At 32.7% G+C, this 15,696-nt stretch carries 14 protein-coding genes and 2 pseudogenes; 4 read left to right on the forward strand and 12 right to left on the reverse strand.

Translation table 11 applies throughout. The annotated features are described in order from the left end of the window. Positions 1-15: 15 nt before the first annotated feature. From rfbB to BHY08_RS07690, 7 genes are all read right to left on the reverse strand, one after another. A complete protein-coding gene (gene rfbB / locus BHY08_RS07660) occupies positions 16-1,044 on the reverse strand; it encodes a dTDP-glucose 4,6-dehydratase (RefSeq protein WP_071457312.1) in 1,029 nt (342 codons plus the stop codon). Between the two features lies 1 nt (position 1,045). Continuing rightward, positions 1,046-1,627 carry a dTDP-4-dehydrorhamnose 3,5-epimerase gene (rfbC, locus tag BHY08_RS07665; RefSeq protein WP_071457313.1) on the reverse strand — a complete coding sequence of 194 codons (582 nt, stop codon included), beginning with the start codon at positions 1,625-1,627 and terminating at the stop codon, positions 1,046-1,048. After that, a complete protein-coding gene (gene rfbA, locus BHY08_RS07670) occupies positions 1,628-2,500 on the reverse strand; it encodes a glucose-1-phosphate thymidylyltransferase RfbA (RefSeq protein WP_071457314.1) in 873 nt (290 codons plus the stop codon). A gap of 20 nt (positions 2,501-2,520) precedes the next feature. Continuing rightward, positions 2,521-3,300: a glycosyltransferase family A protein gene (locus BHY08_RS07675; RefSeq protein ID WP_071457865.1), complete on the reverse strand. Its 780-nt coding sequence runs from the start codon at positions 3,298-3,300 to the stop codon at positions 2,521-2,523. A 153-nt stretch (positions 3,301-3,453) separates the two neighbouring features. Next, a complete protein-coding gene (locus BHY08_RS07680; RefSeq protein ID WP_071457315.1) occupies positions 3,454-4,953 on the reverse strand; it encodes a GH25 family lysozyme in 1,500 nt (499 codons plus the stop codon). A gap of 73 nt (positions 4,954-5,026) precedes the next feature. Further along, positions 5,027-7,270 carry a C39 family peptidase gene (locus tag BHY08_RS07685; RefSeq protein WP_071457316.1) on the reverse strand — a complete coding sequence of 748 codons (2,244 nt, stop codon included), beginning with the start codon at positions 7,268-7,270 and terminating at the stop codon, positions 5,027-5,029. A gap of 19 nt (positions 7,271-7,289) precedes the next feature. Then, positions 7,290-7,820, reverse strand: a complete 531-nt coding sequence (locus BHY08_RS07690; protein ID WP_071457317.1) for a hypothetical protein — start codon at positions 7,818-7,820, stop codon at positions 7,290-7,292. A gap of 279 nt (positions 7,821-8,099) precedes the next feature. On the opposite strand from BHY08_RS07690, the gene BHY08_RS07695 reads away from it, so the two are divergent. The 3 genes and pseudogenes from BHY08_RS07695 to BHY08_RS10795 all read left to right on the forward strand — a co-directional run. Then, positions 8,100-9,188: an ISL3 family transposase gene (locus BHY08_RS07695; RefSeq protein ID WP_071457318.1), complete on the forward strand. Its 1,089-nt coding sequence runs from the start codon at positions 8,100-8,102 to the stop codon at positions 9,186-9,188. 67 nt (positions 9,189-9,255) lie between these two features. Further along, a pseudogene (locus BHY08_RS07700) lies at positions 9,256-10,698 on the forward strand (IS1182 family transposase). A gap of 31 nt (positions 10,699-10,729) precedes the next feature. Further along, positions 10,730-10,960 (forward strand): annotated as a pseudogene (locus BHY08_RS10795) (transposase); the annotation flags it as partial. A 182-nt stretch (positions 10,961-11,142) separates the two neighbouring features. On the opposite strand, the gene tagD reads toward BHY08_RS10795, so the two are convergent. From tagD to BHY08_RS07715, 3 genes are all read right to left on the reverse strand, one after another. After that, positions 11,143-11,538, reverse strand: coding sequence for a glycerol-3-phosphate cytidylyltransferase (tagD, locus tag BHY08_RS07705; RefSeq protein ID WP_071457319.1), 396 nt, complete (start codon positions 11,536-11,538; stop codon positions 11,143-11,145). A gap of 19 nt (positions 11,539-11,557) precedes the next feature. After that, positions 11,558-12,910, reverse strand: coding sequence for a hemolysin family protein (locus BHY08_RS07710; protein ID WP_071457320.1), 1,353 nt, complete (start codon positions 12,908-12,910; stop codon positions 11,558-11,560). Between the two features lie 100 nt (positions 12,911-13,010). Further along, the gene (locus BHY08_RS07715; RefSeq protein ID WP_071457321.1) at positions 13,011-14,123 is read right to left on the reverse strand and encodes an AI-2E family transporter; all 1,113 of its coding nucleotides are present in this window, start codon (positions 14,121-14,123) and stop codon (positions 13,011-13,013) included. A gap of 111 nt (positions 14,124-14,234) precedes the next feature. Between BHY08_RS07715 and BHY08_RS07720 the strand changes: the two genes are divergently transcribed. After that, entirely contained in the window at positions 14,235-14,669 is a 435-nt protein-coding gene (locus BHY08_RS07720; protein WP_071457322.1) for a GNAT family N-acetyltransferase, read from the forward strand. 51 nt (positions 14,670-14,720) lie between these two features. On the opposite strand, the gene BHY08_RS07725 is transcribed toward BHY08_RS07720, so the two are convergent. Next, entirely contained in the window at positions 14,721-14,930 is a 210-nt protein-coding gene (locus BHY08_RS07725) for a hypothetical protein (RefSeq protein ID WP_071457323.1), read from the reverse strand. A 177-nt stretch (positions 14,931-15,107) separates the two neighbouring features. After that, positions 15,108-15,641, reverse strand: a complete 534-nt coding sequence (gene ntdP / locus BHY08_RS07730) for a nucleoside tri-diphosphate phosphatase (RefSeq protein WP_071457324.1) — start codon at positions 15,639-15,641, stop codon at positions 15,108-15,110. Positions 15,642-15,696: the final 55 nt, after the last annotated feature.

Raw genomic sequence — 15,696 nt, forward strand, 5'->3', positions numbered from 1 at the left:
TACCTGTCACCTCTTTTACTGACCCTGTTCTTTGTATTTATTTTCCACCATTTCTTTTTCATCAATCCACCAAGATGTATTTGCTTCATACCATTTTATCGTGTCTGACAAACCTTCTCTAAAATCAGTGAACTTAGGTGTCCAACCAAGTTCTTCTCTTAATTTAGTTGAATCAATCGCGTATCTTAAATCATGTCCTGCACGATCTCTTACATGTTCATAATAATCTGTCGGTTTCCCCATCAACTCTAAAATCAATTCTAATACTTCTTTGTTATCTTTTTCGCCATCAGCACCAATTAAATACGTTTCGCCAATTCTTCCCTTAGTTAAAATCGCCCACACTGCCGAAGAATGGTCTTCTGTGTGAATCCAATCCCTTACATTTTCACCTGTACCATATAACTTTGGTTTAATATCTGAAAGGATATTCGTAATTTGTCTAGGAATAAATTTTTCGATATGTTGATAAGGACCATAATTATTGGAACAATTAGATAACGTGGCTTTTAATCCAAATGAACGGACCCATGCTCTAACTAATAAATCAGAGCCTGCTTTAGTTGAAGAATAAGGACTAGATGGGTTGTAAGGTGTCTGGTCCGTAAATTTTTCGCCTTCACCTTCTCCGTGACCTGGTAAATCTTTTCGTAATGGCAAGTCACCATATACTTCATCCGTTGACACATGATGAAAACGAACATCATATTTACGACAAGCTTCAAGTAACGTATATGTTCCCAGAATATTTGTTTCAATAAATGGTGAGGGATCTACTAACGAATTATCATTGTGAGACTCAGCGGCATAGTGAACGACAGCATCTGCCTGACTAACCAATTTGTCTACCAATTCCTTATCAGTGATATCTCCTACAACTAATTTTACTTGCTCTTCTGGCAAACCACGTAAGTTTTCTTTATTTCCAGCATAGGTTAATTTATCTAATACGATCACTTCGATTTCCGGATGGTGATTGGCAACATAGTGTACAAAATTAGACCCGATAAATCCTGCCCCACCTGTAACTACAATTCTTTTCATCTTATATTCTCCCATAAATAAAATCATTCATTGGCCCAAATTCTATAAATGTTGGATGATTTTTGTCTTTTTCAGATAAAATCGCTTTTTCAACATGAATTGGCCAATCAATATTTAATGTGCTATCATCAAACGCAATTCCTGCATCTGCCTGTGCGCAATAATAATTATCACATTTATAAACAAAATTAACATTTTTAGTTAGTGTTAAAAAGCCATGAGCAAATCCTTTAGGTACAAGTAATTGACGTTGATTGGATTCTGATAAAATAAAGCCTTCCCACTTACCATAAGTTGGGCTATTTTTTCGCAAATCAACAATCACATCATATACTACTCCTGTAATAACTCGAATTAATTTAGTTTGAGCGTGTTCGCCTTTTTGAAAATGTAATCCTCGCAAAACACCCGCTTCAAGAGAAAGAGAATGATTATCCTGAACAAAATCATAAGTTAGACCAGCTTCATTAAAATCTTCTCTCGAATAACTTTCTGTAAAAAAGCCTCGATGATCGCCATAAACAGCTTGTTCCACTATATAAGCATCTTGTAAAGACGCTTCCGTTACTTTTACCTTACCCACTTATTTTCCCTCCTCAGCTAAACGAAGTAAATATTGACCATATTGATTCTTCTTCAAAGGTTGTGCAAGTTTTATCACATCTTCTTTAGTGATATAACCCATGCGATAAGCAACTTCTTCTAAACAAGCAACTTTTAAATTTTGTCGTTTCTCGATTGTTTCTATAAACATTGACGCTTCTAATAAAGATTCGTGCGTTCCTGTATCTAACCAAGAAAATCCACGTCCCATCACTTCAACAGATAAGTCCCCTCTTTCAAGATACGCTTTATTCACATCAGTAATTTCAAGTTCTCCGCGTTCAGAAGGTTTTATATTTTTAGCAATATCAACTACATTATTATCATAGAAATAAAGTCCCGTCACTGCATAGTTAGATTTTGGATTTTCTGGTTTTTCTTCGATAGAAACAGCTCGCATCTCTTCATCAAATTCCACCACTCCAAATCGCTCAGGATCGTTTACATGATAACCAAAAACAGTTGCTCCACTTTCTTTGCTAGAAGCACTTTGTAAAAGTTTAGACAGTCCTTGACCATAATAAATATTATCTCCTAAAATAAGACAAACAGAGTCATCTCCAATAAAATCTTCACCAATAATAAAAGCCTGAGCTAAGCCTTCTGGTTTTTCCTGAACAGCATAAGTTATACTTAATCCTAAGTCATGACCGTTACCCAGCAGTTCCTCAAATCTTGGAACATCTTGTGGGGTTGAGATAACTAAAATATCTTTAATACCTGCTAACATTAATACTGATAATGGATAATAAATCATTGGTTTATCGTAAATCGGCATAAGTTGTTTTGATGTGACTTTTGTGACTGGATATAATCTTGTCCCAGATCCTCCAGCTAAAATGATTCCTTTCATTATTAACACTCCTAAAGAATTTAATTATTTGAGTCTTGACTTTTTACATAAAACTTCATAATAAAATCAGCTATATGTTTATTCCAAAATTTATTAAACATCATAATATCTTCTTGTGTTCTAATATTATCCTTAATAGTATTGGTTGTTTCAGATTCATCATGAATTCTATGTATCATTAACTCACTAGAGTCATATAAGAATCGTCCTTTTTTCATTCCTATATCATACCATGCTAGCCAATCTAATGATACTTTCATTTTTTCATCAAATTGAAAACCATTTAACTTTTTCATATTATAAGTAACTGCTGGACAGCAGATTGGATTTCCAAATCCTAAAACTCTTTTTCTCCAAAAATTGGATTTATTAAATACTGAAATTGTTTTAAGCATTACATTTTTAATCTTTAGATTCGTATTAATTGGAATCACTTCACCATTTTTCCATTCACGGTAATTTGAATAAGCAATTAAACCATCTTGATTCTTTTCGAATAATTTCATCATAGATTCAGTATAATTAGGTAAATACAAATCATCCTGATGGGCAATTGTGGCATAGTCTGTTTCAACAAACGATAATGCATTATTCCAATCTTTACCAATAGATCCACCCTCTTTAGTAACTAAAGATATATCATATTTTTTACAGATACTTTCTATATATTCATTTGGTGTTGAGGTATACACTAACAGATTACTTTTCACTGTTTGATTTTTAAGTGATTCAATACAATTATCTAGAAAGGAGCTCTCTTTGTAAGCACATACAACAAATGTATGATTATTATTTTGCATCGTCATAACTATTTTCTCCCTTTATTATTTATTTAAAGCTAATGACACATTCTTATTTATTTTAACTTAATACCATAAAAAAGAAAACCACTAGACTATTTTACTCAACAAAAGTTAAGTTATAATCTAATGATTTTCATTATCTGAAAAAGTCTAACCTTTTTCAACTACTCCGTTTTTTATCATTCTCATTTCAATTGCTTCAATTTTTTTACCAGTTGTGCCAGCTGGCCTACCTTCTTCTTTCCATGCTGACCAACCAACATCCTGTGAGTGTACGCGATATTGGATTCTTCGACCTGTTTTTAATAAGTCATCATTACTCGCAAAACACACACGTTGAATAGCTAGAGCTTGTCCAGTAGTACCTGTAATATCTGTACCTACCTCAACCCAACGTCCATTAATATCTTGGAAACTTGAACGGATAGAATTTTTCTCTCTATTCCATCTAACATCAATCGCTTCTAATCGTCTGTTTTCTCCAGTTGTGCCAGATGTGTACTCTGTTCCAGCATAACCTAACCACCCTTTATCCGCTACATGAGATCTATACCATAGTCCTATTGCAGGATTAGGGTTTTGTTGGAAGTTACCTTTAATATTGCTATTACCCGTATTTGTATTGCTATTGATACTATTACCACTAGTAGTCGGAGTTTTAGGCTGAGTGTATTTACCTGAGTAATCTGAAGAAATATCTAACGTCCCACTAATACCAGGAACAGTTAATTTTGATGACCATTGCCATGCTCCGTAATTACTATATTGTTGCTGACTACTCAATTGATAAGGATAAGCTGCAACCCATATATTTTTGTACCCTAATTTGTTAGGGTTAATTGCTCCACTGGTAATCCAATACGCTCCTACATAATGTGTCACATTTCCAAATCCTAATTCATTTAGTCGTTTTTGGAATGCTAAAGATGTTGCGTTATGGTCTGCTTTACCAAAAATTTTAGGATCTTCAATATCGTTCACCATAATTGTAGATTTATCTAACCCAAACCTAACCGCTGCTTGTGCAAAATAATCTGCTTCTAAGCGTGCTTGTGCATTATTACTGTGCCAACTATAATGATAAGCTGACACTTTAAGTCCTGCTTTTTTAGCATTATTAATCTGCCCTTGTGCAAGTGGATTGATATAACTAGTAGCTTCTGTTAATTTAACCACAACTCCCGTTACACCTGCATTTTTCAATGTTCTATACTGTTCAACCGATAACACACCATTATGTGAAGACACATCGATAAAACCTTTCTGTGGAGTATTTCTATCATATAATCCAATGTATGGAGTCCCTATTGCACGAGCACTTGGTTTTACATCATCGGGATACAAATCAGACCTATCTGAGGGAAATTCATTTTCTGTATCAGAAATCATTAATTCCAATGCTTCTTCTTCACTACTTCTTTTATTGTTTAAATCGCTTGAAGTTGTCGATGAATTATATGTTTCAGCTTCAACTGAATTAGACCCTGTTGTCGATGTTGATTCTTCCACTTTAAAAGTTTCAGTAGTAGATTCTGTCGCGATAGTCGATAAATCAGAATGAGTTGATTCAATATCATTCTGAGCATTAGCTAATACCGGCGTACACAACAAAGCTAAAGATAATACTCCTAATCTCACTTTATAGTTCATTTTACGTTTTATCTCCTTAAAAGTAATTTAACTAAATCCTACATTTACATAGAAATAAAAAACACTAGCTTTTTTATTTTATGACTATTGCTCTTCCAGCAAATTCTTCATTAAAGTCTTTTTCTGTTACCCAATATTTAGCACCTCTATCATATTTAGGGTGTTTTCCACCAGACATAGGTCCTGCTGATTCACTATAGTATAATGGATCATATACTAAAAACTTATTATCTTTATATCCAACTACTACTTTTGCATGGTTTCTTACAGTATCTTTTTGATGAGAAGTATACCCATAAAATAATACTGGGTTTCCGTCTATAATATGATTTTTAATTCCATTTGATGTAACACCAGTAATGTTATACACGTTTGGATACCATTTTTTCATATATTGCGTTAACGATTGAGGTGTAATAACCCAACCAAAACCGGCACCTGTATAAACATCACCTTTTTGCCCACCTTTATCAGCAGGATACATAGGTAAATTATCTAAAGCGTATTTCATATCTACTGAAACACCTTTTGATCTTAGTAACATGGTCATAGAAGCTACAGCACATCCCCAAGGTGCATATATAGGAGCATATTGACTCACATAAGGCACACTGGTAATTATATTAGATGTTTTCTTAACTCTAAATGAATCCCCTAATTTTCCAGGAGCACTTCCTCCTTTAGGTACCAATGTCACTTGTATAGCTTCTACATGATAAGCGTATCCTTCTGTTCCAGCAGATTGACCATTCTTAGCCCAACCTAACCAACCGAAATTTTGAGCATGCACACGATAATAAACATCGTATATTTTACTTAGCTCTCCCGTTAGTCTAATTTGATATGCTTCCGTTGGTAATGCTCTTCCAACTGTTCCTGCAAGTTGTCCATTCTCAACCCAATCTTGCCAACCGATATTTCGAATATGTGATTTATACTGAATACTACCGCTAATAGTTTGATTTGGAACGGATAATTTTAATCCCTCTACCCATAGATTTCTACCTGTTGTTCCAGCTACTGCGCCACTTGTAACAGCATTTTGCCATCCAATGTTTTTCACGTGTGTTTGATATGAAACTTGTTCACTTTTTAGAAAAGCATTTCCAAGAGCTGGAGCACTAGTATATTTAGGTATCAATCTAACTTCTATGGCTTCAACTTTAAATGCAAATCCTTGAGTCCCTGCAGACTGACCATTTTTAGCCCAACCAAGCCAACCAACATTTGAAGAATGAACTCGATAATAAACATCGTAATTTTTCGCTAATTCACCTGTTAACTTTATTTCATAAGCTTCTGTTGGTAGTGCTTTACCAACTGTTCCTGCTAACTGACCACCAGTAACCCAATCTTGCCAACCGATATTTCGAACATGGGCACGATATTGTATATTACCTGATTCCGCTGCATCGCTTAAATTAATTTTTAGACCTTCAACGCCTTTATTTCGACCTGTCGTTCCAGCAATTTTACCGTCTGAAACATTTGATTGCCAACCGATATCTTGAACATGGGCTTGATAATTTAACGTAGTTTTTTTAACATAAGGAGTTTCTGTACTTGTTGGTGGTGTTTCATTTTTCTCCAATAATTTAATTTCAATCGCTTGAACATTATATGCAAAACCTTCACTACCAGACATCTCTCCATTTTTAGCCCAGCCTAACCAGCCTAAATTTGTTGTATGAACTCGATAATAAATATTATACTTTTCAGCTATTTCTCCTGTTAAACGAATTTGATATGCTTCTGTTGGCAATGCTTTACCAACTGTTCCTGCAATTTGTCCTTCTGAAGTCCAATTTTGCCAACCGATATTCCGTACATGAGAGCGGTATTCTATTCCGCCAGATAAATCTGAATTTGTTTTATCTAAGGAAATTTTTAATCCCTCTAAAGCTAAGTTTCTACCTGTTGTTCCAGCTAATTCTCCATTGTTTACTTCTTTTTGCCAACCTAAGTTTTGAATATGTGCTTCATACTTAATTCCTAATTTTTCATTTATTACAGCACGTGTTTTTTCTATTTCTTCTTTATTTTCTTCTGATGTATCCGTCGTTGTCGTTGCTGTTGTTTCATCCAAACTAGTGGTTTGCGTAGACATTTCTGATTCTGTTAATATACTATCTGACGTAGCGGATTCAAGCTGGTTATCTTGACCATTAATAACTTGTGATGAAGTCGATGTATCACCATTTATTTTTTCTGACTTAGGTTCCTCAGAAGTATTTTCGGCCAAACCAATTACAGGATAAGTAGCTATATTAGCTAACAAAACCGTCAACATTACATAATTAAATTTTTTACTTTTCATCTATAATCCTCCAAAATTATCATTTACTTTCTAAATATGGAAAACTTATATCTCCATTTTTAATGACAAAAAAGCTTCCTTTATCATTATAATTATTGACTAGTTCAATAGAATAATTTGCTCCTAAACTTTCTGATACTGATTCTGAAAATCCACTTAATGAAGCAGATAAATCTTTAACCTGTTGTTCGCTATCAGGTGAGGGATTATTTACAAGCTCTAAAAATGTAGCCTCCACAGGACTATCCTTTTTCACTTCAAGTAAAAATCGTTCATTTTTTTCATCAAAGCTTATGTCAAACATTTGTGATAAGCCTTGTTGTAAAGATTCTAAAGTAGCTTCAACAGTATCTTTTTTAGATAACGGTTCTAATTCACTAGTTGTTGAATTTGTTACTTCTGTCGATTTTGTAGCATCTATAGACTCTGATGTTTCTGATGGAATCTCAGTTGACATTGCCGTATTTTTTTTCCCACTATCACTTGAACATCCAACTAAAATAGATCCTAAAATACCAATCATCCCCACAAAAATAATATCTTTTTTCACATAGAACCTCCTTTTTAATGTACTTTTAAAAAAATTTTAACATATTATACATATTAATTTCAACTAAATTTCGGATTTTGAACATTTTTTGTTTTACTTTTTTCACGTGTTATGATTAACTACTTTTATTTTAAATAAAAAAAAAGACATATAGTTAACAAATAAGGCTCTATAATTTCTACTGTTGGTAACGAAAGTTACCAGCAGTTTTTAGTACACAAAAACATGTGTTATCCGTTAGAATGAAATTGCGAAACAACAATCTAAGGAGGATACCACATGTCATACTCACAGACTATCAAAGATATCTTAAATATACTAGACCTAAATATTATTTTTAATGAAAATTGTTTGTCTACTAGGAAAATAAAGGGAGTTTTCTCTAGAGTATTTGAAGGTTTTTTAGATGAAACACCAGAATGTTGTCCTCATTGCGAAGAAAAGGATACACACATTATTAAGTGGGGATATACTGCTAGTTTAATTAAAGTTCCTGCTATTTCTGAATATGTTACATATGTTCAATTAAAGAAACGTCGTTTCTTGTGCAAAGATTGTAAATCGACATTTGTTTTAGATACGCCTTTTGTTTCTAGAAACAATTCTATTTCTAACAATTTAAAACGTCTTGTTGCTAAAAAACTAACTTCTAAACAATCTATGAGTGACATTTCAAAACAAGCAAACGTTTCTACTTCAACTGTTTATCGGGTACTTAAAGAATGGTATCAACCCATTCAGAAATATAGTTATTCCTTACTAGCTGTCCTTTGTTTTGATGAGTTTAAATCTGTCAAAAAAGTAGCTGGATCTATGAGTTTTATTATAATAGATGGTGACACTAAGGAGTTAATTGATATTTTACCTGATCGAAGATTACCTAAGATCGAGAAATACTTTAACGGATTCTCTTTATCTAACAGAGAACAAGTGAAGTATGTTGTTTCTGATATTTATCAACCCTACATCATTTTAACTAAGAGACTTTTCCCTAACGCTAAAGTCGTTTTAGATAAATTTCATCTAGTTCAACACATTGGTAGAGCTTTTCAAAAAATACGAATTAGAATAATGAATCAATTAAAGCATAAAGATAATGGAATTATTTATAGACGAATAAAAAAATATTGGAAATTACTTCAAAAAAGTTATGGCAAACTAGACTTTATTCAACAACAATGGCACTCTTCATTTAAAACGTATCTTTCTGAAAAAGAATTACTTGAACGCCTACTTACTTACAATGCTGAACTTACAGATGCCTATAATATTTATCAACAGATTTTAAGAGCTTTTCAAACAAAAGATTATTCTTTATTTGTAGATTTAATCAATCAAAAAACTCTTTTTCAAGAGTACAGACTGTAGACAAAGTATTGATAAATTTCGATACTTTGTTTTTTTTTGGTAAAATAGAGGAAAGGAGTGACTATTAATGTTGAAAAAGCAAGATATGAGTAAACGTAATCAAATAGGTTTTTATTCATTAGAAGACTTAGTTCCACAGGAACACCTTCTAAGAGATATTGATAAATACGTCGATTTTAGTTTTATTTATCAACTTGTTGAGGATAAATATGATCAGTCTAATGGACGACCTAGTTTAGATCCAGTTATGTTAATCAAACTTCCCTTGATACAATACTTATACGGAATTAAGAGCATGAGACAAACGATTAAAGAAGTCGAAGTAAATATGGCTTACAGATGGTTTTTAGGTTTAGATATCCAAGACTCAGTCCCTCACTTTTCAACTTTTGGTAAAAATTACTCAAGAAGATTTAAAGGAACAGATATCTTTGAACAAATTTTTTATGGTATTTTAGCGCAGTGTATAGAAGCTCATTTAGTTGATACGTCTGAGATATTTATTGATGGGACTCATATCAAAGCACATGCAAATAATAAAAAGTATGAAAGCAAAGAAATAACTGAAGACACATTATTTTATGTAAAATCACTTTAAAAAGAAGTTGAAATCGATAGAGAAAAACAATTAAAAAAGTCCTTAAAAAGAAAAGAAAAAAGTGAGACAAATACAAAGGTTAAAAAAATTAGTAAAAATGATGCTGACAGTGGCTGGTTTCATAAAGGAGAACATAAACAAGTCTTTGCCTATGCCACACAAGTGGCATGTGATAAAAGCGGATGGGTTTTAGGATATACAACGCATCCAGGTAATCAACATGATAGTCGTACTTTTATCTCTATTTACAATAAATTAAAAAGTCATTTCACTCTGAATAAATTAGTGATGGATGCAGGCTACAAGACACCAGGTATTGCCCATTTGTTATTTCAAGATAACTTAACACCTATTTTTCCATACAAGAGACCCATGACCAAGAAAGGTTTTTTCAAAAAATATGATTATGTTTATGACGAATACTATGATCAATATATTTGTCCCAATATGAAAACATTAACTTATACGACAACTAATCGAGATAGTTATCGAGAATATAAAAGTAACCCTCATGATTGTATGACATGTTCTTTAATATATAAATGTACGCAATCAAAGGATAAGAGAAAGCAAGTTCAACGTCATTTATGGGAAGATGATATGGAACGATGTGAGGACATACGTCATTCCATTGGAATGAAATCTATCTATAATAATCGTAAACAGACGATTGAGAGGTTATTTGGAACAGCCAAAGAATTTCATGGATTACGTTATACCAACTTAATAGGCAAAGAAAAAATGCACATGAAAATTGGGCTTACTTTCGCATGTCTTAATATAAAAAAATTAGCAAAAATGCTTAAATTAAGAGACCTAGAGGGCTTTATTTTTTTGTCTATTTTAATTATTTACCTAAATTAATCATAGGATATAAAAAAGACAACCCAATTACTCTTAATGAGTAATTAGTTTGTCTTCACTCTGAACTCTTTTTCAAGAGTATATACCTGTTTTTAAAACATTTAGAAAGTATCAAGAAGAAATAAAAAATACTTTTGAAACATCGTATTCAAACGGTCCTTTAGAATGTATGAACAATCATATTAAAGTCATTAAGCGTAATGCCTATGGCATGAGAAGTTTTTATAATTTCAAATTACGAATAGCAATTTGTTTAAAAAAATCTGTATTCAAGACACCAAAAAGATCTAGAAAACATGTTGTTTTCTAGATCTTAAATTCTAACGTTTTAACTCTTACCAACACTAGTTGACAAAGAGCCAAATAAAAAATCGCATTGATAGAATTTAATCTATCAACACGATTTAGTGTACATCCATAAATATGAGATTCCTCTCACAGTCATCATCTTACAAATTTAGCTCATAAGTCTTATTTAACAAAGGACATTCATCATCTCTTATTCAAATCTTTTTTGATTTGTGTTGTTGATATTTCTGGTGTGCGTTCAAGATAAACAACGTCAGCACCTGTTTCTTTTACAAAATCAAATTTACCTTTCCAATCATCGCCCATGACAAACACATCAACTTTAAACTCTTCAATGTCTGTCATCTTTTGGTTCCAACTCTCTTCAGGTATGACCAAGTCAACATAACGAATCGCTTCTAAAAGCATCTTTCTCTTTTCATATGAGAAATAACATTTCTTTTGCTTTTCGTCCCAGTTGAATTCATCAGTAGACAAGGCAACAATCAGATAATCGCCTTGCTCTTTTGCACGACGTAATAAATTAATATGTCCGTAGTGTAATAAATCAAATGTACCATATGTAATAACTTTTCTCACTGTTATACCTCACTATCTATTAATCATCATCGCGTGATTTGTAATATTTATCTTCTTCTTCATCTTCTACCTCATTGATCGTCACTAATATCTCTAGTAAGCGAGTGCCTTCTGCTTTATACGTCGTTAAATCAATATGATCAACATGAATGGTTAAACGTTCGTCCTTTTCAGGAATTACACCAAGCTCTGTAATCATAAAACCTGCCATCGTATCAACATCCGTCATAGAGATATTCGTACCAAACTTTTCATTAAAGTCATTGATTGGCATACGAGCTTCGATTAAGAATTCATTGTCACTCACTTGTTTTAATAAATGGTCAATCGTTAATTCATCAGATTCATCATCTATTTCACCAACAATTTCTTCTAACAAGTCCTCAAATGTTACTAAGCCAGATACTCCACCATACTCATCTAATAAAATTGCCATATGGTTTTGAGTCTTTTTCAGCTCTAACAATAAATCATCAATAAATATGGTTTCAGGAACATAAAGTGGTTCATGAATCACATTTAATAAGTTTAAATTTTCAAACCCTTTACTACGAGCTTCTTTTAGTAAATTTTTAAGATGCAATATCCCAATGACTTTGTCTTTGTCATCGTCATAAACTGGGATTCGTGAGAAATTGTTTGCTAATACTTTATCAATATTTTCTTCTGCAGAATCATGGATATCTATCATAAAGGCTTCTGTACGAGGTACCATTACTTCTCTTGCCATCGTTGTATCTAAATCAAAAATCCCTTGAACCATCTCTAATTCGTCAGAATCTAATACACCTTCATTCGTCAAAAGATAGGCCATCTCTTCACGTGTCATTCGTTCATTTTCATCATCAAATGTCATTGGGGTGATACGGCTCAATAAATTAGTCGAGCTTGACAACAACCATACAAATGGTCTCATTACCTTACCTAATAATGTGATAGGTCCCATTACAAATCCTGCCACAGCTTCAGGATTGTTTAAAGCGATTCGTTTAGGATATAATTCACCAAACACAATTGAGATATACGTTAATAAGATTAAAACAATGACTTGCGAAGCTTGTTTCGCCCAAGGAGCTCCACCAAAAACAGGTGCTAACTCTCTAGCAAACGAATTGGCTAATGAAGCCCCTGATAAAATAGTCACTAAAGTAATTCCTACTTGAATCGTAGACAAAAAATTGCTTGAATCATTAATCAATGCCAGTAATTTTATCGCCGTTTTATTTCCCTCTTCTGCTTTACTTTCCAGTCTATTACGGTTTACCGAAATAACGGAAACCTCCGCAGCTGCAAAAAAGGCGTTTAGTAATGTTAACACAATCAAAATAATAATATTGATAAAAATAGACTGACTCTCGGGGTCAGCGTTCATAAGCTTTTCTCTCCTAACTTTTTCGTTCTTTTTAATATTCCTCCAAAAATCGTATCATAAACATCAATTAAATTCAATATAAAAGATATAGCTAAACAAATTATTTAACGGGAGTATTTTCTTTTTTAATTCGTTTATCAAGCTGAACCATATCATAGACATAAACAACAATCGTCTTACATACTGCATAAAATGGCACACCTAAAATCATTCCAAGTAGTCCAGCAATATTTCCAGCAACCAGTAAAATGATAATAATAGTTAATGGATGAATATCTAAACTCTTCCCTATCACATTTGGGTAAATAATATTTCCATCTATCTGTTGGACAATTAATACAACAATACATGCCAGAACAGCTTTAACTGGATCCGTAAATATCGTCACAAATAAAGCAGGAGCTAACCCGATATAGGGACCAATGTATGGAATCATATTTGAAAGACCTGCTATTACACCAAATAAAAAGGCATAATTGACACCTATCAACATGTATCCAATACTTGTTGCAACCCCAACGAACAGACACTCAATCATTTGTCCACTAATATATTTTGAAATTGTTTGACTCATTTTTATCAGTAATTCTGTCATTTCTTTACGATGCGTTTCTGGGAAAAAACGTGCCACATTTGGTAAAAAACGTTCCCCATCTTTTAACATATAAAATAAAATAAACGGCACCGTAAAGATAATCATAACAATTCCAGCTATAGAAGAAATAAATGATCCTAACCCATTTCCTAAACTAGATATTGTCGTCTTAATAATATTTCCAAATGACACATTCCACTGTTCTAAATATTGTTGAATATCAACATTTTTCATAACAGGATGGTGCGCTAATTCATTGATTGTTTTTTCTATTGCTATATAAAAGTCTGGTGCAGCTTTTGTTAACATGGTCATTTGTTTAATCAAATTCGGAATGACCGACATAATAAGTAATAACACGACACCTATCAAAAAAATCATGATAATTGACACAGCCCATGTCCGTTTAATCCCTTTTTTAATCATAAACTGTAAAATTGGGTTGACACAATAAAATAAAAAACCGGATATAATAATCGGTGCAAACATTGTTGTAAATAGTGTTCCAATTGGTTTAAAGATAAAATTGATTTTCGTTCCAACTAAAATTAATGTTGCAATAATCAATAGCTCTAGTGACCAAAACATTAATTTAGAAGCCTTAATTTTTTGTAGCATAAATTCCCCTCACTTTATCTAACTTTTACGTATTCTTATTATAATCTATTTGTTTTAAAAAAACTGTTAATTTGATAAACTTATTAAAAGCATAACAAAGGAGATACACAAATGGCAAACTTAATTCATACACAAGATCTTACGTCAAAAGTATATGAAGATGCTAAACGCATTAGACTAGACGTATTTGTTATAGAACAACACGTACCAGAATCGATTGAAATCGCTGATGAAGATCAAGCAATTCATTGTGTATTATATGATGACAACCAGCAGGCTTTAGGTACTGTAAGATTACTTCCTATTGATGAGACAACAATGAAAATCCAACGCATGGCAGTTGCTAAAGATGCTCGTGGAAAAGGAATTGGTATACAACTCATGAACTACGCAGAGCAAGTAGCAACAAAATACCAGGCAAACACACTCATTTTAGGAGCACAACAACACGCGTTAGGTTTCTATCACTCTTTAGGGTATGAGCCTTTTGGGAATCCCTACATCGAAGCAAATATCCAGCACCAAAACATGAAAAAAACGGTATAAAAATAAACAGGATACTTTTTAGTGAAGTTTCCTGTTTTTTTATTCGAATAATTACACTTCTTTAATCGACATCACTTGTTTTTCTTTACTATAATTAATAGATGCTTTTTTTGGTATTGTAAGGATTTTTTTTTCAGGTTCAATGACTTCTCTAATCACTTTTTCTGAGGCAGTTGTTCTTGATTCGTACACTTTCAATAGCATCAAACCAATACACAATACAGCACTTACTAAAAATAGGATAGATAGTTTTTTCTTCACTTAAATACCCTCCTTTATTCATCTTGTAAAAATTATAACATAATTTCTTCAAACAAATTCGTTATTTTTTTCGTTTCAAAATGACAAAAAATAACGAAAGACTTCAAACATTTAAAATCTCTCGCTATTTTTTTGTAGTGCTTATCAAACCCTGAATTTACGAAACACACAGTTATTTCATTTTCTTGATAATTGTTGATACCGTTTATACCAAATATCGACATACTCATCAGAGAAAGGACCTTTTCCTTCATTAATCCAGTCTACTAAAATCTTCACATTTTCTTTAAGAACAATATCAATTTCATTTGGATAGTTCATTAGTTTTCGATGATCTTCATACTCGTCAACATCCAACAAGCGTTTTTCTCCATCAGGAAACACTTTTATGTCCAAATCATAATCAATATACTTTAAAGCCTCCTCATCTAAAACATAAGGTGAGGCAAGATTACAATAGTAGGAAACTCCTTTCTCTCGTATCATAGCAATTATGTTGAACCAATATTTTGTATGGAAATATACAATAGCAGGTTCACGCGTCACCCATCGTCGTCCATCTGACTCTGTCACAAGTGTATGGTCATTCATACCAATTATCGAACATTCACTTGTTTTTAGGACCATTGTGTCGCGCCAAGTTCGATGTAAACTTCCGTCATGCTTGTAACTTTGGATCGTGATAAACTCTCCTTCTTTAGGAACACGCATCACTATCTAATCCTGCTTTCCTTGACAAATTGTGTCAATTTTTCACATGGGTATT

Origin of the sequence: Vagococcus teuberi, assembly GCF_001870205.1 — a bacterium.
Classification (GTDB): Bacteria; Bacillota; Bacilli; order Lactobacillales; family Vagococcaceae; genus Vagococcus; species Vagococcus teuberi.

What these genes read in the sequence shown, in the direction of transcription:
- rfbB (WP_071457312.1), bottom strand. Translation starts at nt 1,044, where the DNA reads ATGAAAAGAATTGTAGTTACAGGTGGGGCAGGATTTATCGGGTCTAAT.
- rfbA (WP_071457314.1), bottom strand. Translation starts at nt 2,500, where the DNA reads ATGAAAGGAATCATTTTAGCTGGAGGATCTGGGACAAGATTATATCCA.
- BHY08_RS07675 (WP_071457865.1), bottom strand. Translation starts at nt 3,300, where the DNA reads ATGCAAAATAATAATCATACATTTGTTGTATGTGCTTACAAAGAGAGC.
- BHY08_RS07680 (WP_071457315.1), bottom strand. Translation starts at nt 4,953, where the DNA reads ATGAACTATAAAGTGAGATTAGGAGTATTATCTTTAGCTTTGTTGTGT.
- BHY08_RS07685 (WP_071457316.1), bottom strand. Translation starts at nt 7,270, where the DNA reads ATGAAAAGTAAAAAATTTAATTATGTAATGTTGACGGTTTTGTTAGCT.
- BHY08_RS07695 (WP_071457318.1), top strand. Translation starts at nt 8,100, where the DNA reads ATGTCATACTCACAGACTATCAAAGATATCTTAAATATACTAGACCTA.
- BHY08_RS07710 (WP_071457320.1), bottom strand. Translation starts at nt 12,910, where the DNA reads ATGAACGCTGACCCCGAGAGTCAGTCTATTTTTATCAATATTATTATT.
- BHY08_RS07715 (WP_071457321.1), bottom strand. Translation starts at nt 14,123, where the DNA reads ATGCTACAAAAAATTAAGGCTTCTAAATTAATGTTTTGGTCACTAGAG.
- BHY08_RS07720 (WP_071457322.1), top strand. Translation starts at nt 14,235, where the DNA reads ATGGCAAACTTAATTCATACACAAGATCTTACGTCAAAAGTATATGAA.
- ntdP (WP_071457324.1), bottom strand. Translation starts at nt 15,641, where the DNA reads ATGCGTGTTCCTAAAGAAGGAGAGTTTATCACGATCCAAAGTTACAAG.